The organism is Humibacter sp., from assembly GCF_035547335.1.
GTDB lineage: Bacteria > Actinomycetota > Actinomycetes > Actinomycetales > Microbacteriaceae > Humibacter.
On record NZ_DASZVF010000047.1, the window covers coordinates 25,260 to 44,329 of the forward strand.

Annotated in this window: 18 protein-coding genes; 4 read left to right on the top strand and 14 right to left on the bottom strand. The window is 69.4% G+C overall.

The window, feature by feature from the left end:
- Positions 1-15: 15 nt before the first annotated feature.
- The gene (locus tag VHB92_RS10240; RefSeq protein WP_325453650.1) at positions 16-1,395 is read right to left on the bottom strand and encodes an FAD-binding oxidoreductase; all 1,380 of its coding nucleotides are present in this window, start codon (positions 1,393-1,395) and stop codon (positions 16-18) included.
- A 452-nt stretch (positions 1,396-1,847) separates the two neighbouring features.
- Between VHB92_RS10240 and VHB92_RS10245 the strand changes: the two genes are divergently transcribed.
- Both VHB92_RS10245 and VHB92_RS10250 read left to right on the top strand, forming a co-directional pair.
- Complete coding sequence (locus VHB92_RS10245; RefSeq protein WP_325453651.1) at positions 1,848-2,624, top strand: CoA transferase subunit A; 777 nt, start codon at positions 1,848-1,850, stop codon at positions 2,622-2,624.
- Positions 2,625-2,626: 2 nt separating this feature from the next.
- Entirely contained in the window at positions 2,627-3,262 is a 636-nt protein-coding gene (locus VHB92_RS10250) for a CoA transferase subunit B (RefSeq protein ID WP_325453652.1), read from the top strand.
- 79 nt (positions 3,263-3,341) lie between these two features.
- Here VHB92_RS10250 and VHB92_RS10255 read toward each other — a convergent pair whose 3' ends face one another.
- The gene (locus VHB92_RS10255) at positions 3,342-3,782 is read right to left on the bottom strand and encodes a DUF6789 family protein (RefSeq protein ID WP_325453653.1); all 441 of its coding nucleotides are present in this window, start codon (positions 3,780-3,782) and stop codon (positions 3,342-3,344) included.
- A 381-nt stretch (positions 3,783-4,163) separates the two neighbouring features.
- Here VHB92_RS10255 and VHB92_RS10260 point away from each other — a divergent pair, with 381 nt between their 5' ends.
- Positions 4,164-4,433, top strand: coding sequence for a hypothetical protein (locus VHB92_RS10260; RefSeq protein ID WP_325453654.1), 270 nt, complete (start codon positions 4,164-4,166; stop codon positions 4,431-4,433).
- A gap of 48 nt (positions 4,434-4,481) precedes the next feature.
- Here VHB92_RS10260 and VHB92_RS10265 read toward each other — a convergent pair whose 3' ends face one another.
- From VHB92_RS10265 to VHB92_RS10320, 12 genes are all read right to left on the bottom strand, one after another.
- The gene (locus tag VHB92_RS10265; protein WP_325453655.1) at positions 4,482-5,297 is read right to left on the bottom strand and encodes an FAD:protein FMN transferase; all 816 of its coding nucleotides are present in this window, start codon (positions 5,295-5,297) and stop codon (positions 4,482-4,484) included.
- Positions 5,294-5,836 carry an FMN-binding protein gene (locus VHB92_RS10270; RefSeq protein ID WP_325453656.1) on the bottom strand — a complete coding sequence of 181 codons (543 nt, stop codon included), beginning with the start codon at positions 5,834-5,836 and terminating at the stop codon, positions 5,294-5,296. The genes VHB92_RS10265 and VHB92_RS10270 overlap by 4 nt, the downstream gene beginning before the upstream one ends.
- A 28-nt stretch (positions 5,837-5,864) precedes the next feature.
- Positions 5,865-7,196: a ferredoxin reductase family protein gene (locus VHB92_RS10275; RefSeq protein WP_325453657.1), complete on the bottom strand. Its 1,332-nt coding sequence runs from the start codon at positions 7,194-7,196 to the stop codon at positions 5,865-5,867.
- A 217-nt stretch (positions 7,197-7,413) separates the two neighbouring features.
- Positions 7,414-8,535, bottom strand: coding sequence for an acyltransferase (locus tag VHB92_RS10280; protein WP_325453658.1), 1,122 nt, complete (start codon positions 8,533-8,535; stop codon positions 7,414-7,416).
- Between the two features lie 74 nt (positions 8,536-8,609).
- Positions 8,610-9,824: a glycoside hydrolase family 27 protein gene (locus tag VHB92_RS10285; RefSeq protein ID WP_325453659.1), complete on the bottom strand. Its 1,215-nt coding sequence runs from the start codon at positions 9,822-9,824 to the stop codon at positions 8,610-8,612.
- Positions 9,821-10,564, bottom strand: coding sequence for an ABC transporter permease (locus VHB92_RS10290; RefSeq protein WP_325453660.1), 744 nt, complete (start codon positions 10,562-10,564; stop codon positions 9,821-9,823). Before VHB92_RS10290 ends, VHB92_RS10285 begins: the two co-directional genes overlap by 4 nt.
- Positions 10,565-10,709: 145 nt before the next feature.
- On the bottom strand, positions 10,710-11,516 hold the full coding sequence (locus VHB92_RS10295; RefSeq protein WP_325453661.1) for a hypothetical protein: 807 nt from the start codon (positions 11,514-11,516) through the stop codon (positions 10,710-10,712).
- Positions 11,517-11,631: 115 nt separating this feature from the next.
- Entirely contained in the window at positions 11,632-13,176 is a 1,545-nt protein-coding gene (locus VHB92_RS10300; protein ID WP_325453662.1) for a glycosyltransferase family 39 protein, read from the bottom strand.
- A gap of 58 nt (positions 13,177-13,234) precedes the next feature.
- Entirely contained in the window at positions 13,235-13,384 is a 150-nt protein-coding gene (locus VHB92_RS10305) for a hypothetical protein (protein WP_325453663.1), read from the bottom strand.
- A gap of 251 nt (positions 13,385-13,635) precedes the next feature.
- Complete coding sequence (locus VHB92_RS10310; protein ID WP_325453664.1) at positions 13,636-14,628, bottom strand: HAMP domain-containing sensor histidine kinase; 993 nt, start codon at positions 14,626-14,628, stop codon at positions 13,636-13,638.
- 2 nt (positions 14,629-14,630) lie between these two features.
- Positions 14,631-15,314, bottom strand: a complete 684-nt coding sequence (locus VHB92_RS10315) for a response regulator transcription factor (protein ID WP_325453665.1) — start codon at positions 15,312-15,314, stop codon at positions 14,631-14,633.
- Positions 15,315-15,520: 206 nt separating this feature from the next.
- Positions 15,521-18,037: a glycosyltransferase gene (locus VHB92_RS10320; protein ID WP_325453666.1), complete on the bottom strand. Its 2,517-nt coding sequence runs from the start codon at positions 18,035-18,037 to the stop codon at positions 15,521-15,523.
- Between the two features lie 235 nt (positions 18,038-18,272).
- Between VHB92_RS10320 and VHB92_RS10325 the strand changes: the two genes are divergently transcribed.
- Positions 18,273-18,890, top strand: a complete 618-nt coding sequence (locus VHB92_RS10325) for a hypothetical protein (protein WP_325453667.1) — start codon at positions 18,273-18,275, stop codon at positions 18,888-18,890.
- Positions 18,891-19,070: the final 180 nt, after the last annotated feature.

Genomic DNA, 19,070 nt, shown 5'->3' on the forward strand with positions numbered 1-19,070 from the left:
CGGCGCCTCCCACGCTCACCTGATGCTGTGGCCCGCCTGGAACACTCCGTTCGGGTCGACCTTCTCCGCTTCGCGCAGAAGCCGGTCGCGGGAGGCGCCGTAGGCATCCGCCGCCGCGATGGGATGCTCGCAGAATGTCAGCAGTACCTCTTGCTGCAGCGACCACGGGTCGAGCGCCTGCGCCAGCGCGGTGGCCGCCGCGCTGCCGTGCTCCGCGGCCTCCGGCGTCGGCGCTATCGCGATGGCGTACAGCGCGTAGCCGCCGTCGACGTGCGAGACGGCGCCGGCGCCCTCAGGCGACCGGGCGAACGCTGCGCCCAGCTGCCGCAGCTCGCCGAACAGCAGGCCGGACCGCGTGCCGGGGCCGACCTGGGCGAGGAAGGCGTCGATGGCCTCGTCGGGCACCGAGTCGAGGATGCGGTGATCGCTCACCGCGGGCGTCGGCTGCGGGGGATCCATGTGCATGGCGGGCAGCTCGACGGCGGGGATCCGCGCGAACGTGTCGACCTCGGGATTGAGGGCACGCAGCGGCGACAGGAGCCGTGCGGCCTCGTCGTCGGACTCCAGCAGCGCGCCGTCGATGACGACGACATCGCGTCCGGAGAGGAATGGCGGCAGCTCGGGCAGAGGCGGCAGGCTCATCACCCGGAACGACGTGGTGACCGACTCGGGAGCGTCCAGGGTGAAGTCGCGCCACACCCGCATCACCTCGGCGGCCACGGAACGATCCCAGAGCAGGATGCCGGCGAACACGTCGGGGTAGGGGAGAAGGCCGATCTCGACCGCCGTCACCACACCGAAGTTGCCGTTGCCGCCGCGGAGCGCCCAGAACAGGTCGGCGTCGTCGTCGGCGCTCGCGCGACGCACCTCGCCGTCCGCGGTGACCAGCTCGACGGCTCGCACGCTGTTGACCGCCAGCCCGTGCCGCCGGCCGTAGAACGACATGCCGCCGGAGAGCGCGAAACCCGCGACGGCGACGTCGCCGGCACTGCCGTGCAGCGCAGTGAGACCATAAGGGCTTCCGGCGGCGATGACCTCGTTCCACACGGTCCCTCCCACGACACGCGCCATGCGCGCGTCCGGGTCGACCGTCACGCCCGTCAGTCCGGACATGCGTACGAGCACCGTGCGGGAGAGATCGGATGCCGCCAGCAGCGAGCCGGCGTGTCCCGTGCTCGCGGGGGCGACCCGCAGTCCCGCGGCGACGGATGCGCCCACGACGGTCTGGACGTCGGCGACGGACTGGGGCACGGCGACGGCCGCGGGCTCGAGCACGGCCGCGAGGTTCCATGGGGTGCGGGCCGCGTCGTATCCGGGTTCGTCGGGCAGGAAGAGTCTTCCCGGCAGGAGACCGCGCAGCGATTCAGCGTCGCTCGTGGTGAGCACGTCGGTCATGATGAGTCCTTCGGGTTCGGGTTTTCAGGTTCGGGTTTCGGGTTGAGTCGCCGGGCAGCGCCGGTGCGACCGGCGAGGACTGGCCGGTGACGGCATCAGGATCGGTCGATTCGTTCGATGCCGCCATCCCCCAGACGCGGGGCAAGAGGGTTCAGCGTCCGGGCGACGAGCCACGACGCGCGGAGCAGTGAGCACGAGACGCGAGACAGCGAGCACGAGACGCGGAGCAGGGAGCACGCCGCGCAGGACGACGGTGGGGCGTGATGGCGCCGACGGCGGCCGCGTGCCACGCTGGAAGTGCGAGGTCGCGCCGGTCACCAGCCGCGCGGTCGCCGTGAAGACGCAATCGGGCTCGGTCGTTCCCACAAGGCACGCGGGCCCCGAGCAGGCGAGGAGGCCGGCATGCACATCCGTGGCGAGATCGGGAAGCGACAGCGGGCGGTGATGTCGCGGTGATCGACAAGGTGGTCGACTCGGCGGCCGAAGCCGTCGCCGACATTCCGAGCGGGGCGAGCCTCGCCGTGGGAGGCTTCGGTCTGTGCGGCATCCCTATGGTGCTGATCACGGCGCTGCTCGAGGCGGGCGTCGACGATCTCAGCGTGGTGTCGAACAACTGCGGCGTCGACGACTGGGGTCTCGGCGTTCTGCTGGCGGCCGGGCGCATCCGCAAGATGACGTCGTCGTATGTCGGCGAGAACAAGGAGTTCGAGCGCCAGTACCTCTCAGGAGAACTGGAGCTGGAGCTCACACCGCAGGGCACGCTGGCCGAGAAGCTGCGCGCCGGCGGCTCGGGCATCGCGGCCTTCTTCACGCAGACCGGCGTCGGCACGCAGGTGGCCGAGGGCGGGCTTCCCACCAAGCACAATCCCGACGGCAGCGTGGCCGTGAAGAGCTCGCCCAAGCCGGTGCAGCCGTTCCTGGTGGACGGCGTCGAGAAGGACTTCGTGCTCGAGGAGGCGATCGTCACCGACTTCTCGCTCGTGCACGCCAAGCTGGCCGACCGGCAGGGCAACCTCGTCTTCGACAAGTCGGCTCGCAACTTCTCACCGCTGTGCGCCATGGCCGGCAGGGTGTGCATCGCGGAGGTCGAGCAGGTGGTGGATGCCGGCGAGCTCGATCCCGACGCCGTGCACCTTCCCGGAATCTACGTCGGCCGGCTCGTCGTCGTGGGACCCGACGTGGAGAAACGCATCGAACGTCGTACCGTGCGGTCGGGGGAGGGGGACTGAGGATGCCGCTGACGAGAGAGCAGATGGCGGCGAGGGCCGCGCGCGAGCTGCCCGACGGCGCCTACGTGAACCTCGGCATCGGGCTTCCAACGCTCGTGCCGAACTACGTGCCGGACGGCGTGACGGTCGTGCTGCAGTCGGAGAACGGCATCCTGGGGGTCGGTCCCTACCCCACCGAACAGGAGGTGGATCCCGACCTCATCAACGCGGGCAAGGAGACCGTCACGCTCCTGCCCGGTGCCGCGTTCTTCGACTCGGCCATGAGCTTCGGCATGATCAGGGGCGGCAAGATCGACGCGGCGATCCTGGGCGCCATGCAGGTATCGGCGGCGGGCGATCTGGCGAACTGGATGATCCCCGGCAAGATGGTCAAGGGGCCAGGCGGTGCGATGGACCTCGTGCACGGCGCCCGTCAGGTGATCGTGCTCATGGAGCACGTGGCGAGGGACGGCAGTCCGAAGATCGTGGATGCGTGCTCGCTGCCGCTCACCGGCAAGGGCGTCGTGGATCGCATCATCACCGACCTCGCCGTGATCGACGTGACGGAGAACGGGCTGCGCCTCGTCGAGCTGGCGCCCGGTGTGACCGTGGAGCAGGTGATCGAGGCGACGCAGCCGCCGCTCGACATCGCCGTCTGAGCCGTCCCGCCGACCGGTCGCTGACATCCGTCGGTGGAGCGTCGTGTCCTCACGGGGCGCAGCGTTTCACCGGCGAAGATCACCGCCGCGCTTGCCGGTGCAGAACGAGGCCGAGTGCGGCGCCGAAGACGAGATGCGCTGCGACCATCGTTCCCACGCGGTTGCGGGTGTCGCGATGGGCCGGAGGCAGGATGCCCATCGCAGGCAGCCATCCCTCGTAGCCGCCCAGCCATACGAGCGCGCCGTAGACCGTGCCCGACAGGATCCCCCACCCGGCGCGAGGAACGGCGACCGCGTACGCGACGGCGGCCGAGACGCCGTAGCCGAAATGCGCGACGGACGCGAGCATGTTCTTGCGCTGCTCAGGCTGCTGCGGCACGAGTGCGTCGACGATGAGCTGCGGCGGCTGCCGGTCGATCGTGCCTACCTGGTGTGCGAGGCCGAGCGCCACACTCATCGCCGTCGTCGCGATGAGTCCGGCGCGCGCACCGTGCAGCGCGTTGCCGAGGCGAGTGCTCATGAGATCGATCCGTGTCGTTGCATGCATCCAGGCGTACGCGTCGACGGCCGCGTGCAGTACCGGTCGCGCACCGGGCCGGATCGTGATAGAGCGCTGAACCGCGGTAGAACTCTGAGCCATGGAGGGACGGGGTCGTACACAGCGGCGAGTCGAGCAGAGAGCGCGGTCACCTTCCGGTGGCCCGAAGCGCGACGGATGACCGGGTGCGCCCGAGCGGGCCCGCAACCCCTTGAGCCCATCCGGTGGAGGCCCGAGTATTGGTCAGCGCAAGGCCAGTTGCAAAGGGGCAGGTTGCAACGGAGCGCAGGGCCGGTCGCAACCGAGCACAGCGTCAGCGGCAGGTCGCGGAGCGTGGGGCCGGTCGCGACGGAAGGGAACAGCGTGGGCGACGAAGAGAACATCGAGCACGACAGGGCGTACAGCCCGTCCAGCGAGCGGGAGACGGAGGTGCGCCAGAACGAGTCGCCGAAGGGCGACGCCGCCCCGTCCGATCCGCAGATCGACGAGCGTGCGGTGCGTCAGGCGCCGGGCGACGGCGGCGCCGACGACGCGGGAGACGTGGAGGCGCCGCCCGACGAGGTGGGCAACGTCGCCGAGGTGATGCAGCGTGGGGATCGCAAGCTGCGGGAGAAGGGCGGCACGGGAGACTGAACACGGCTCGGGCACGGAGAGGGGAGGCGGCGCCGGGTTCCGGAGCGTTCAGAAGGCGACCGTCTCCGATCCGTGCCACTGCGTGATCTCGACGCCCTGTGCCCACCTGCGGATGCCGCCGGCAGGTGAGATCACGAGACCGGAGCGGATTCCGGGTGCGGAGATCCACGACAGGTCGTCGAAGCCCGCGACGACGGCCGTCGTCGCCCAGACGTCTGCGGTGGAGAGCCCGTCGGCGACGACCGTCGCCCCGGCCACGGAGACTGCCGCCGAACCGGTCCGCGGGTCGAGGATGTGCGCCCCGCGCTCTGCAGCACCCGAGGTGGCGACGGCACCGTCGACCACCTCGACGGTCGCCGCTACCTGCTCCGGGTTGAGCGGGTCGGAGATGCCCACGCGCCACACCCAGTCCGAGCCAGGTGCGGTGAACAACTGCATGTCGCCGCCAACGCTCAATCCGACGGCGTGCTCACCCTCGAGGTGGACCAGCGGTTCCAGCGCGCGGCGCGCTGCCCGCTCCGCGGCCCAGCCCTTCACGTATCCCGTCGGATCGAACCAGCCCCGATGCCAGGCGTCGAAGAGGCCGCCCGTCGACGTCGCGGCCTCCGCGCATGCGCTGTGCACGCTGAGCACCCGCTCGTCGGCATCCTCGAGGCGCAGCGTGCCGCGGCGCAGGCGGGCGATCTGCGAGTCGTCGCGGTATGTCGAGAACAGGCGGTCGGCGTCGTGCAGGTCGTCGAAGCACGCTCGCACGTTCGGCACCGGGTCGGTGGTGTGTGCGGCATCCGCGATGAGGTGGATGCTCGCGACCGTGCCCATCACCTCGTCGGTCCAGGCCGAACGGTGCAGCACTCGCGTCGTCATGCGCTGGCCTGGTCGATGGCGCTCTGCAGCGACCCGATGTACCCGTCGCTCGTGAACGTCGCACCCGAGACCATGTCGATGTGGGAACTCTGCGCCTTCAGCGTCTCGGAGACGAGCTGCGGGACGGCTCGGCGATTGATCTGCTGGTCACGGAAGCTCTCGGTCGGATACACCGGCACGTCGACGGCAGTGATCGCGCCGCCCGACACCGTGATCTTCACCTGAACGGGGCCGTACCGGGTGTCGGCCGACTGCCCGGTGTAGCTGCCGTCCTTCAGACCGCTCGATGCGGAGCCCGAGGCAGACGGCGATTCCGAGCTCCCCGACCCTGGGGTGGACGACCCGTCGGAGGAGCCGGTTCCGGATCCCGTGGTTCCCGAGCCCGACGTGCCTGTGCCTCCCGAGCCGGATGTCCCGGAGTCCGTTCCCGTCCCCGCTCCGGTCGAAGCGGGGGCGACGGCCTCCAGCGACGTGCGGTAGCTCAACAGCAGCACGACTCCCGTCACCGTGGCCAGCAGCGTGTAGACGATCCTCTTCATGTCCCGTTCCCTTGTGGTCCGTGCCGCCTCACACCGAGAACCGCTCGGTGTGGATGCGCGTGGCCGGCAGCCCTGCCGCGCGGAGGTCGCGCGTGACGCTGCGCATCCACGGCTCCGGGCCGCAGACGTACGCGTCGTACTCGTCGAGGTCGGGCGCCAGATAGCGCAGCAGCTCGTCCCCCTGCCACGCCGCGTGCGAAGCGGGCAGCCACGTTGACGGGCCATCGGAGCGGCGGCCGTCCAGCCGGGCGTACCGCACGCCGCGCCGCCGAACGAGGTCGCGGATGGCGGCCCCGCGCAGGCCGTCCTCCGCCGTGGAGTCCCGCACGACGAGCGTCGCCTCGCCGTCTCCGTAAGGCTCCGACTCGAGCAGCGACACGAGCGGAGTCACCCCGGCGCCCGCCCCGATCATGAGCAGCTTCCTTCCCTGGCGCTCGCCGCCGGTCATGCGGCCGAACGGCCCTTCGAACAGCACCCGGGTTCCCGGTCGCAGCGCGGTGAGCCGGCGGGTGCCGTCCCCGAGCACCCGCGCCGAGATGGCCAGCTCGTCCCCGTGCGGCGCGGCGGCGAGCGAGAACGGATGCCCGCGCATCCACCCAGGACCGTCGAGGAAGCGCCACACGAAGAACTGTCCGGACTCCGCGCGCAGCCTGGACAAAGCGCGGCCACGCATGCGCACGAGCACGCCGCTGTCGCCGTCGGGCTCGACGGAGGACACCCGCACGCTGTGACGCAGGGATCGCGTGACCGGCACGATCACGCGGTACAGCACGACGCATGCGGCGGCGAGAGCCCAGAGAGTCCACCAGTAGATCGTCGCCGGGAGGGAGTCCAGGAAGTCCGTGCCGGTCCAGAGCATGTGCGGGATGGCGAACCCGACTCCGAGATAGGCGTAGAGATGAAGCAGATGCCAGGACTCGTAGCGGATGCGCCGCCTCGCCCTGCGCAGAGACATCACGACGACCAGGATGAGCAGCGCCGTGCCCGCTGTCGCCAGCAGCATGCCGGGATAGTCCCAGACGAACTGCCAGGCCTGAACCAGCAGATTCGTGCCGCTCTCGGCCGCGTACCCGATGGTGATGAGCGCGATGTGGGCGAGCATCACCCAGAACGACCAGAAGCCGACCAGCCGATGCATCCGCGTCATGCCGTCGCGGCCGAAGCCACGCTCGAAGAGCGGGATGCGCGCCATCAGGAGCACCTGGTACAGCAGCAGGTTGGCGGCGATCAGGCCGGTCAGGCGTCCCACCGAGTTCACGGCGTCGGCGCGCCACGTGAAGAGGTCCTCGAGGCCTCCGCCGGAGATCCACAGGGCCACGACGAACAGGCTGGAGAGCCAGATGACCGCGACCGAACCCACGCCCCATCCTTCCGAGCGCGATCGCGCTCCGCGGAGACGGCGACCAGGCGCTGCGGCCGTGTCCGGGGGAAAGGACACGAGCGCCGCTTCCTGTCGAGAGGTGGTCATACTCAAATCCTGCGGTTGTGCTTGTGAGAACGACTCAAGAATCCGCCTCTCCCAGCGAGGTCTGAGCACACCCATAGGCCCGACATGCCCGGGGCATCCTTTCGGTCGGTCACGGGATGTTCTTGCGCCGCGTCGCCCGGGGGCGGCCGGCGAGCGGAAGGCTCAGCACGCTCCGGCGAGACGCGTCGGCGATCGCCAAAGCGCCCAACGCCACGATCGGGTAGGCGACGAGGACGCCGGCGAACGCGGGCCACGCATCCACAAGCCCGCCCGCCACGCCGAGCAGTGCCCACAGCACGAGCGGGTGCGCGAGGAACACGCCGAACGATCGGTCGGAGAGGTAGTCCAGCGTGCGATGCGGCGCGAGCGGACGGCGGTCGACCCACCACGCGCCCAGCGTAAGGAGTGCGACAGAGGCGACCGCGGACCACAGGATGACGATCGGCTGGTACGCCGTCGCCGCACGATATGGCGAGAATCCCCACTGCAGTTGCAGCACGTAGGCGCCGATCGCGGCGGCAGCGGCGATCACCGTGACGGCAGCGATGAGCCTGCGATGCTCACGCACCCAGCGCAACACCGCTCCGGCGTGATCGGCGGCGACCGCGCCGGCGATGATGAACGCCTGGTAGTTGATGACGTTGCTGAAGAGATTGATCCAGTGCAGGGATCCCGGCTTATAGGCGTCGAGGGCGCTGATCGTGAACTGCACGGCGAACGAGACACAGACGAGCAGCCAGTGCCATCGGCGGGTGACCTTCACCAGCCATACGAGCAACGGGAACAGCAGGTAGATCTGCATCGTGACCAGGAGGAAGTACAGGTGGTAGTACGCGGTGCCGGTCAGCGTCGCGAAGAGGAAGTGCACGAGGAACGGTCCGAGCTCGAACGGCTTTCCGATCGCGCTGACGACGCAGTAGATGAACGACCAGACGACGTAGGGCACCCCGACGAGCAGGAAGCGCTTCGGCCAGAACCGGCGAAGGGGAGTGGGCTTGCGCAGCTGGCTGTACATGAGCACGAAGCCCGTCAGCGCGAAGAAGGCCTCGCGCGTGAAGTGCAGCAGGATCAGCACCGCGACGAGCGGCGCTTCGCCCCGCGCGGTGTGGCTGACGACGTGCACGGCGATGACGCACGCGAACGTGAGCACGCGCACGACCTCGAGCTCATACAGCTTGTGGCGCCGGGCGCGCACTGCCGGGCTCGCGCGTTCGCCTTCTGGGTGCTCCACCCGACGAAACTGGTCGTCGCGCACTCAGAATCGGCCAAGAAACGAAGCCGCTGCCTCCCGAGCACCGTCGATCGTCAGTGCGAGATGCGGTAGATGGCCGTGGCGTGCGCGCTCAGCCGCACCGTCAGATGTCCGTGTGCGCGGCCCCGGACGCCGGTCCACAGGTCCTGGGTCGTGACCGTGTCGCCGAGTCTCGGCGACGGCACGGGCACGGTGATCGTCGCCCCCCGGGACGAGACGTTCGTGATGGTCAGCGCGGATGAGCCGTCCGAAAGCGGTTTGAGCAGAACCAGTTCGTGTTTCGATGACGCCAGCACTGCTGGAGGCGCTCCGAGCCGATCCTGATCGACGCGGATGACGCGGCGTCCGGTGAGGATGCTCAGCGACTGCGGCGACACCGTGGTGAGGTCGCATCCGATCAGGAGGGGAGCGGACAACTGCGCCCACAGCGCCAGATGACTCCGCTCTTCGTCGAGCGTCATCCCGCCGTTGCCGATCTCGAGCATGTCCGGATCGTTCCAGTGCCCAGGGCTCGCCGCGTCGCGCACGGTCAGCGTCGACCGGACGATGGAGATCACCGAGCTCCACGAATCCTGGATGTCGGGAGTCGTGCGTGACAGCTGGGAGACCCAGCGCCGCCACGCCGGCACCGGCTGCTCCGGCTTGTCGTGGATGCTCAGCACGATCGGCCGGCCCGTCGCATCCAGAGCCGCGCGCATGATGGCGAATGCCGCTTCGTGGCCCACGCCGTCGCGGTCGGCGCCGCACCAGTCGTACTTGAGGTAGTCGACGCCCCACGAGGCGAACGTCTGCGCGTCCTGCCGCTCATGGCCGAGGCTCCCCAGCTGCCCGGGATATCCCTGGTACCGCTCGGCGCAGGTCTCGGCGCCAGGGGCCGCGTAGATGCCGAACCGGAGGCCCTTGCTGTGCACGAACGCGGCGAGAGCGGCCATGCCGTGCGGGAACCGCGTGGGGTCGGCCGCGAGCCGTCCGTCTCGGTCGCGCGTGGGCGCCTGCCAGCAGTCGTCCACGTCGACGTAGTCGTAGCCGTCAGCCAGCAGTCCGACGGAGACGATCGCATCCGCCGCCGCTTTCACGTCGGCCTCCGTGACGGAGCAGCCGAAATGGTTCCAGCTGTTCCAGCCCATGGGCGGGGTCTCGGCCAGCTGAGCAGCCCCGGAGCCCGAGGAGCCGCACGAGGTGAGCGTGAGACACGCCGCGACCACCAGAACGAAGGCGACGAGCAGTTGCGACTGCCGCCGGCCGTGCCCGGTCGTCCGGATGCTCACACCAGCGCCGCGGGCTTCACCCGAACGGGAGACATCCACAGGGCCACGATCACGGCGGTGATCGCGCCGGCCGCCATGATGGATGCCAGCACGACGATCTGAAAGCGGCCCGCCTCCAGCGGAGAGACGCCGCCGAAGATCGCGCCGACGAACGCTCCGGGCAGCGTGACGAGGCCGGTCGTCTTCGTCTGGTCCGTCGAGGGGATGAGGGCGGCGTAGACGGCGTCGCGCGCCAGCTCATGGGTGGACTGGCGCGGGGTGGCACCGAGCGACATCCACGCCTCGACCTGGTCCCAGCGGTCGCGCACCAGCTCGACGAAACGACGGCCGGCGAGCGTCGCGATCGTCATGGCGTTGCCGATCACGATGCCGCCGATCGCGAGCACGTACCGCGCCGAGAATTCGATGGTGCCGGTGACGAACACGATGGTCAGGGTGAGGGCGATGCCCGCTCCCATGGCGGACAGCATCATGAGGGCGTGCTGCCTGGTCCATCCGATGCGTCTGATGGCCGTGAAGCACGCCACGCAGAACATCACGAGGAGGGCGAGGGCCACCCACCAGCCGTTCGTGATCACGCCGGTGAGGATGATGCTGACGACGGCGAGCTGCAGGATGCCGCGCAGCACCGCCAGGGCCGGCGCCCAGTGCTTGGGTGCGCCGTAGAACCACAGAACGGCCGTCGTCAGCGCGATGAGCACGACGACGCCGATCAGGCTGTTGAGCAGCACAGTGGTCATGACAGGAGCCTAGAGGCGACTGAGGCGAGAGCCATGCGAGCTTGCTCGCATGGCCGAGCCGATGGAGTCTCTGAGTGGCGCGGAGCCGCGATAGAGGCGACTGAGGCGACACAGGCGAGCGAAGCGAGAGTCGTGCGGCCTCGCCTCACAACTCGCCGATCTCCGCTGGCCTGCTGCGCGCGGCTGTGGCCTCACGGCTGGGCGAGCGCACGTACATGACGGCGACGAGCGCGCCCATCAGCAGCACGAGGGAGAGGGACACGCAGGCCTCACCTGCCCCGAGCCCACCATCGGCGCGCGGCTTTCCCAGCCAATCGGCCACCGATGCGCCGAGCGGCCTGGTGAGGATGTAGGCGAACCAGAAGCAGAGCACGGCGTTCCAGCGGCCGAAACGGTAACCGAGGGCGGGGATCAGCATGAGAGCGGCGAACCCGGCTATCGACGCCAGGTAGCCGAGGCCGAGGGCGACGGCCGTGAGATCGCCGAGTGCCGTCCCCATGGCGAAGGTCGCGACGACGGCCGCCCAGTAGAACAGCTCGCGTCGTGGCGTGACGATGTCGTGCACCGACAGCGTGCGCTCGAACCGCCACCACAGCCAGAAGACCGCGGCGAGCACCACGGTGTAGAAGGCTGTGCTCACTGCGTACGGCACCCCGAGCACGACATGCATGACGTCGGCCGCCATGGTTCCGAACACGCCGACCATTCCGACCGTGAACCAGTAGGACCATGGCCGGTACCTGCCCCGGGTGAGCTGGATGGCGAGGGCGATGACGAAGAGCGCGAACCCGCACACGACGGCGATGACCGGTGGCAGCACATGGATGGAGTAGTCGGACACCGCTTCGCCCATGGCGGTGGAGACGGCTTTCGTCAGCCAGAACAACGGTGTCGGGTCGGGAACGCGCCCCAGCCGCGGGGCCGGGCGCCGGTGGCTCGTGGTTCTGGTCATCGGGAGGGCTCATTCGGGTCGGTTCGGTTGTGTGCGTGAAGCTGCGCAAGGCTGTGCCGGTGCCGGCCGCACGGTGGCCATGCCGAGGCACGTGATCGTGGACGGGTAGGCGTGCTCATCGGGTGAAGAGATACGTCACGCTGCGGTGCTCTTCGTAGTGCGCGGTGAGGTGGTATCCGAGGCGCTTCAGCGCCGCGACGCCCCAGTCGTCCACGTGTCCGGGCAGGGCGTACTCGATCAGCCAGACGCGGCTCACCCCGTGGAATCGCCCGAGTGATGCCGCGGTGCTCACGCTGTAGGTCGTGTCGTGCCAGGTCGGGTTGTCCGGGTAGGGCGAGCGCAACGTGACATCCTTCAGGCCGGCGAAGGCGGCCGGATCGGTGTCCATGGCCAGGCGCGTGCGTCGTGACGGTCGCACGCCCTCGTCGAACACCACGCCGTCGCCGTGCCTGTCATGCGCGTGCACCGTTGCGGCGATCTCGTTCCAGTCGGACTCGTTCATGGCGTAGGCGCCGCGCTGCCCGGCCCACACCGGAAGGGCGACGGCGACGACGACAGCGGACGCTGCCACGGCCATCCACGTGCGGCGGGTGACGCGGTCGATGCCGGCGGCGATGAGCACTGCCGCGGCGGGAGCAGCCATCGTGGCGTATCTCGCGGTGAAGCCGGCGACCAGCGGGCTCGAGCCGATGAGGATGCCGGCAGGCAGCACGAGCCAGCACAGGGCCAGCACGACGACCTCGGGTCGCCGAGGGCGAAGCGCGCCGACTGCCCGACGGCGGCGGACTGCTCGCACCACGAGGTCGGCGACGGCGATGAGGATGCAGGCCCACGCCACGAGCGCGAACGGTACGGAGCCGAACCACATCTGCTCGAAGACGGACCCGCCCGTGACCTCGTCGCGGTGCGCGAGGTAGGCGACCTGCGATCGTTCGAGAACGGCGAACACCACGAGCGGTGATGCGATCACCGTCGCAGTCCCGGTCGCGATCGCCCAGGCCCGCAGCCTGCGTCGCGCTCCGGGCGTGGCGAGAAGGAAGGCGCCGACCGCGACGGACATGAGGAGGTCGTAGAGGAACATGTACGTCGCGACGGTCAGCACGGCGGCGTACGCCACCCAGAGCCGGCTGCCAGGACGCTGGCGCAGGGCGATCTCGGCCACGATCGCGCACAGCACGGCGCACAGCGCGGCATCGAACGCGTACGCCCTCGCCTCCTCGCCCGCGTAGGTGAGCCGCGGAAGGATCGCAGCGACCAGACCGGCCAGTACCGCAAGGCGCAGCGAGCGCATACGGCCGCACATCCAGACGACGGCCGCCGCCGCAACGCCGACCGCAACGGCGCTGGGCAGCCGGACGGCGAACGGCGACGTGCCTGCGACGTTCACCCAGAGGTGCAGCAGCACGTAGTAGAAGCCGTGGACGGCATCCACGTGCCCGAGCATGGCGAACAGGCTGCCGAAGGAGCGCTGCGACGACAGCAGGCTGGCAGCCTCGTCGCCCCAGAGCGAAGGGATCCACGACCCGGTCGCGCTGACGACGGCGGAGACGCCTCCGGCGACGGCCGCGGCCACGGCCAGCCTGCGACGATCACTCCATCCCCGTGCGCCGGTCGGGCCGCCGGTTGCGAGGGCATCCGGTCTGGTGACGGTCACGTCCATGGTTTCGCCGTGCGACGACATCACTCTCTCCCCGCCTCGGCGACACGGCTGCGTCCGCTCACTCGGCCGACCAGTCAGGCTCGTCCGGCGCCCACTCCTCGTTCCTGAGACGCCATTCGTTGCCGAGGGCTGCGAGCCCGAAGAACACGAGGGTCGACACAGCGGCGAGGCATGCGACGACGATGGTCGCTACCCATTTGATGTCCACAGCCGCTCCTCCCGTACCGCACCCGGCCGGTCCAGGCATCCTTCAGCCCACGCTCGGGCGGCGGCTCCCAGATTCGTCCTAGATTGGGCCGTGCGGGGCCCGCCCTTCGTGGATGCTCAGACAGCCGCGCTTGCACCTGGGAACAGGCTCGTGCCGCGGGAAGGCACCTGGCAGGACGTGCAGGGCGCGCAGGACGTGCCAGACGTGCACGACGTGCCGGACGTGCAGCGTGCGCAGGGACCAGGAGCTTCTCAGGCGTGCGGCAGCGTCAACGTGAAGACGGTCCCCGCCGCCGACGTCTCGGACACTTCGATCCGACCGCCGTACCGGTCAGCGAGGTCGCGGACGAGCGCGAGCCCGATGCCGAAGCCCGACCGCCCTGCGCCGCGTGCGGCGCCGTCCCCACGCGCGAAACGTTCGAACACTCGCCGTGGGTCGATCCCGACGATGCCTCCGCCCTGGTCGCGCACCGAGAGCGCGAAGAACGAGCGCTCCTTGGCGGGCTCGAGCGTCACCGTGACCGTGGCGTCGGCGGGGGAATGACCGATGGCGTTGTCGACGAGAGCGACGACGCATCGGCGCAGCGTGCTCTCCGGCACCCGGGTCTTCGGTTCCTCTCGTCTCTCCAGCTGCAGGGCGACGCCTCGGTCGTCCGCGATCATCCGCAGGTCGGTCAGCGTGCTGTCGACCACGGAGGCGACATCCGTCACGTGGCTGGAATCGATCTCGCTCGGCGGTGCGGCGGCGAGCAGGAGGTCGGTGATGACGTCGCCGAGCAGCCGCACGTCCTGCTGCAGGCCGGCGAGGTTCTCCGCGGTGCTCTCGCCCGAGGCGATCTCCTGCTTCAGCAGCTCCACCCTGGCGGCGACGACGGCAACAGGGGTGCGGAGCTCGTGGCTGGCGTCGGCCACGAACGTGCGCTGGATGCGCAGCGCTTCGCCGAGCGGCCGCACGGCCCGACGGGCGATCACCCAGCTCGTGACAGCGGCCAGGGCGATGGCGATGATCCCGACCACGATGAGCGCGACGAACATGTCGTCGGCGTCGACGTAGATCTTGGTCTCGCCGGGAACGGGCTTCTCCAGCAGCTCACGAGGCTGCGACTGATCGACGATGAACGCGACCGAGAGGGCGATCACGAGGATGACGATGCCGGCGGCCGCCGCCGTGATTTGAGCCGTCATCAGGCGCGACGATCGGGCGATGGCCGCCGCATCCGCTCCGACGGCCCTGCCGCGGCGCATGCTCACAGCTGACCCAGCCGGTAGCCCTTGCGGCGCACCGTCAGGATGATGTCCTTGTCCGTCTTGCGGCGCAGGTAGTGCACGTACGTGTCGACGGTTCCCGGCTGGTCGTCGGCGCTGAAGACGGCGCGCAGGATCTGCTCGCGGGAGTACGTGCGTTCCGGGTTCTGTGCCAGCAGCTTGAGCAGGGCCGCCTCGCGCGGCGTGAACAGGATGCGTCCGATGTGCGGCGAGTAGATGCATCCGTCGTCGGGATAGAACGTCCACTCGCCGACGGGCAGTCCGACACCCTGAGGGTCGAAGCGGCGCGTGAGAGCACGCAGTCGCGCCAGGAGCTCGTCGTATTCGAACGGCTTCACCAGGTAGTCGTTCGCCCCGGCATCGAGCCCGTCGACCTTGTCGGCCGTCGTGCCCAGCGCGGTCAGCAGGAGGATGGGCGTCACCACCCGCTGGTGCCGCAGCTTCTGCACGATGGTGAGTCCGTCGAGCGAGGGGAGCCTGCGATCGATCACCATCACGTCGTGGTCGCCGCTGACGGCGCGATCGTAGCCCTTCTGCCCGTCGGCGACGAGCTCCACCTCGAACGACGACTGCAGCACCCTCGCCATCAGCGGGCCGAGCCTCGGGTCGTCCTCGACGAGCAGGAGGAAGGGTCGCGCGTCACCCGGCTCACTGGTCGCTGCCATGGATCGCTCCCTCCGTTCCGCGGCCGTGCGCTCGGTCCCGGGTCCGCCGAACGGCGCGGGCACCGAGGCCCTCACCATCAGGGGTATCACGACCTGGCCCGGCGGGGCGGACGGAACGACGGATGCCGGCACATCCGTCTGCGGGTGCACGTCCGGCTGCGTGCCGGCCTGCCCGGCCGTCCGCGCCTGGGCGGGCGACGCCGCAGTCATCCCGCGACCGGCTGCCCGGCGTCGACGATCGCCGCGAACTCGTTCGCCACCTCGGCCCGATAGGCATCCGCGTCGAGCGAGCTCGACGGCACGTCGCCGTCGAGGTACGCCAGCATGCCGTCGGCGAGCGCGGCGTCGTCCTGTCCCACCACACGCAGGGGACTGGACGGAAGAGCGTCGTGCACCGACGCGAAGGCGGTGGACACGATGGGCAGCCGGCACACGGCCGCCTCGAGCAGCACCATGGGTTGCCCCTCGTACACGCTGGAGAGCACGAAGCAGTCGGCGGCGGCCATGATGGCGAACGGGTTCTGGTAGGCGCCGGTGAGAGTGACGGCATCCGAGAGCCCGAGATCGTCGATCTGAGCCTGGAGATCGTCTCGCAGCGGCCCGCGTCCGACGATGAGAAGCCGTGTCTCCGGGTGCGCGGTGTGCACAGCCGCGAACGCCCTGATGAGCCGCGCATGGTTCTTCTCGGGCGACAGCCGTCCGACCGTCACGAACCATCGCCCGCGATGGTCTTCCAGCTGCCTCACCCAGTCGGGGACGAGCACCTCCTCCGTCTCCTCGTCGCGGGGATGCCCGTCCAGTTCCGCGAGCGGCTGCCGCATCCCGTCGAGCACGCGGTCCACGTTCGGCAGGTTGCGCACGGTCACGAAGCGATCGGCCGGCGCGTACTCGGCGAGCTCCTTGCGGTTCAGCTCCGTCAGCCGAGGGGACACCGAGACGAGCCGATCGTAGGAACGATAGAGCGCGAAGACCCGGCCGAGGCTGTGCAGCATGCGCTTCCTGCCGTTCACCTCGCGGTTCCTGTCCGCCGCCATCTCGTTGTGCAGCCAGATCGCCCGGGGCGCGTCCGGGGAGTGCAGCAGCAACGTCGTCCAGAACGGGCTGTATCCGCTGAAGTCGGCGACCCAGTCGAACCGCGCGCCGCCGAACACCCGGTTCCATTCGTCGTCCCACAGACGCTGGTAGCGCGGCGAATCCACGCTCGCCGGTCCGGCGCTTTCCGTGTCGGCGCGGCGCTCGTCCCACTTGCGGCGCAGGTGCGTGATCTTGCTTCCGTTCATGCCGCCCATGCGGTAGATCTGGCGTACCTGCGGAGGGATGAGCGCCTGGTTCGCTCGCGCCCAGCCGCGGCGCGAGTATGACATGAGCGCCGTGACGTCGTAGCGCTCGTGATCGATGCCGGCCAGCAGGTTCATCGCGGCCGTGGTGATGCCGTTGGAGCGCATCCCGCCGACGTAGAGCAGGAGGCGTTTCCGCCCGTCGGATGCCGCCTGCCGCACGCGGTAGTCGTCCGTGAGTCCTCTGAAGACCACGTCGATCACGCGCCGCGTCGCGCCTCCGTCCTCCAGCGGTGCGAATCGTCCCTGCCACTGCGCATACCTCGGCGACGATGCTTCCCCGCGCAGCAGGGCGAGCATGGTGCGGCCGGCGGCGCTCGCGTCGTCGACGACCGGGCCGGGAAGCTCCTCGGGCGGAAAGTACGTTCCGCGGGTCTCTTCATAGCCCGAGGCGTCGGGCGTGTAGAAGACGATCGGCTTACCGGTGGCCAGATAGTCGAAGAAGATCGACGAGTAGTCCGTGACGAGCCCATCGCAGACGCCGAGGATGACGTTCGTCGGCAACGCGTTCGGAGCGAGGATGCGCCGCAGCTCCGGCCTCGACGCGGCGAACGAGTGCACGATCTGATGGGTCTTCAGCAGCACCACGTAGTCGGGACCGAGCTCGCGCTGCAGCATCCGCACATCGTGCACGAGCTGGTCGATGTCGTCCGCTGGCCGGCTGAACCTCTCGCCGTGCCATGTCGGCGCGTAGAGCACTATCGCCTTGTCTCCGACGTCGGCACCTGAGCGTTCCAGTGCCGCCCGCACGGATCCGCGCTCTGTCCCATCAAGCCGCTGCCGGTCGATGCGCGGATAGCCCTCCGTGATGATGCGGCCGGTGTAGACGTTCCGCAGCCGGTAGGCATCCTCGTACATGCGCTCGGCCATGAAGTCGTTGGCCGCCAGCAGGAAGTCCGCCGCGAGAAAGTTGCGCAACGTGTTCGCCGAGTCGAGCGCTCCGCCCGGCATGTCGAAACCCATCTGCTTCAGCGGGGTGCCGTGCCACGTGTTGAGGTAGATCTGGCCGGCTCGCTTGCCGAACTCGGCGGGGAACGTGGCGTTGTTGACGAGGTACTGACTCGTCGCCAGCGCCCGGTAGTACCCGTTGCTCCGGTAACGCACGAAGCTCACGCGCGGGTCGTGCGAGAACTCGCGCACGAAATCCGGTGCCGCATCGCGGTCGGCGAGGACCCACACGTGCTCGTAGCCGGCGAACTCGGGATCGGCGATGAGGCCGCGGAAGATCGCTTCCGGATTGCACAGGGCGCCGTTGCCCGAGAACGACTCGTAGAGCACGGTTCCCGGACGGATGGGCTGCGTGCGCCAGAACGCGTGCCGGTCGTATTGCACGGCACGACGCACCCGCCGAACCTGTCGGCGGATGCGGGCAAGGGGTGACTTCACGTGCGACTCCTGGGCGGAACGGGCCCCGTCGAGTCTTCGTGCCCCGATCCCAGAATCGTCTAAGAGATCGGCCACGCCGCGTCCGCTCGAGAACGACGGATGGCGTCGCCCCGCTCGAACACGCGTAGCAGCTTCGCGTCGGCATGAGAAGCCGGTTCCGCCGGTCCCACCCGATTCCTATCGTGTCTGTCGTGTGCTCGGTGCGGTCCGCAGCACCGAACGAGAGGAGATGCCGATGGCCACCGACAAGAGCGACGCGGCAGCGACGGGAGCCGAGCTGTCAGGCGACGAGAAGCCCCCGATGGACCCCGACACATCCGAGGCGACGAGGCGGCAGCTGGAGCTCGCGGTCGAACAGGGGAACGCCTACCGCAAGGCAGTCGACTACATGGTGGGCGACGTGGCCAAGGGAGGAGGCATGCAGAAGGTCGGCGACTACCTGATCGGCTACGCGGTCGAGGATGCCGAGGGCATGTACAGCTTCGACGACGGCGAGCTCACCTGGAACAACCCGCAGGACGAGAACCTGCACCTGGAGATCGTGGTCTGCGACGGGTCGGACGGCCGCTTCGTGCCTGGCGCATCCGTCACCGCGACGCTGGTCACGCCGGCGGGCGAGGAGCTCGGTCCGCACGACCAGGTGCTGGTGTGGCATCCGATGATCTACCACTACGCCCGCAACTGGACGCTGCCCGAGGACGGCGAGTACGTGCTGCGCGTGCACGTCGACCCGCCCACGCTCATGCGGCACGACGAGATCAACGGCAGACGGTTCCTCGAACCCGTCGACGTGGAGTTCACAGGCGTGAAGGTCGAGCGGGGCGCTGAGCCCGTGACACCGCCGTCCGAGTGACCGGGCCGGCCGAGGCGACTCGGACGGGGCTGTTGCTCGGTGAGCCGACTTCGGCCGGCGACCTGACTTCGGCCGGCGACCTGACTTCGGTTGGCGACCTGACTTCGGTCGGCAGGCCGGCGACGTGCCGATGACGTGCAGGTCGATCGGTGTCGCGCGGACGGGCCTTGGCGCCGGCGA

Excerpts from the sequence above, each read along its gene's own strand:
- VHB92_RS10240 (WP_325453650.1), bottom strand. The coding sequence starts at position 1,395 with ATGACCGACGTGCTCACCACGAGCGACGCTGAATCGCTGCGCGGTCTC.
- VHB92_RS10250 (WP_325453652.1), top strand. The coding sequence starts at position 2,627 with ATGCCGCTGACGAGAGAGCAGATGGCGGCGAGGGCCGCGCGCGAGCTG.
- VHB92_RS10255 (WP_325453653.1), bottom strand. The coding sequence starts at position 3,782 with ATGAGCACTCGCCTCGGCAACGCGCTGCACGGTGCGCGCGCCGGACTC.
- VHB92_RS10265 (WP_325453655.1), bottom strand. The coding sequence starts at position 5,297 with ATGACGACGCGAGTGCTGCACCGTTCGGCCTGGACCGACGAGGTGATG.
- VHB92_RS10270 (WP_325453656.1), bottom strand. The coding sequence starts at position 5,836 with ATGAAGAGGATCGTCTACACGCTGCTGGCCACGGTGACGGGAGTCGTG.
- VHB92_RS10290 (WP_325453660.1), bottom strand. The coding sequence starts at position 10,564 with ATGACCACTGTGCTGCTCAACAGCCTGATCGGCGTCGTCGTGCTCATC.
- VHB92_RS10295 (WP_325453661.1), bottom strand. The coding sequence starts at position 11,516 with ATGACCAGAACCACGAGCCACCGGCGCCCGGCCCCGCGGCTGGGGCGC.
- VHB92_RS10300 (WP_325453662.1), bottom strand. The coding sequence starts at position 13,176 with ATGGACGTGACCGTCACCAGACCGGATGCCCTCGCAACCGGCGGCCCG.
- VHB92_RS10310 (WP_325453664.1), bottom strand. The coding sequence starts at position 14,628 with ATGCGCCGCGGCAGGGCCGTCGGAGCGGATGCGGCGGCCATCGCCCGA.
- VHB92_RS10315 (WP_325453665.1), bottom strand. The coding sequence starts at position 15,314 with ATGGCAGCGACCAGTGAGCCGGGTGACGCGCGACCCTTCCTCCTGCTC.
- VHB92_RS10325 (WP_325453667.1), top strand. The coding sequence starts at position 18,273 with ATGGCCACCGACAAGAGCGACGCGGCAGCGACGGGAGCCGAGCTGTCA.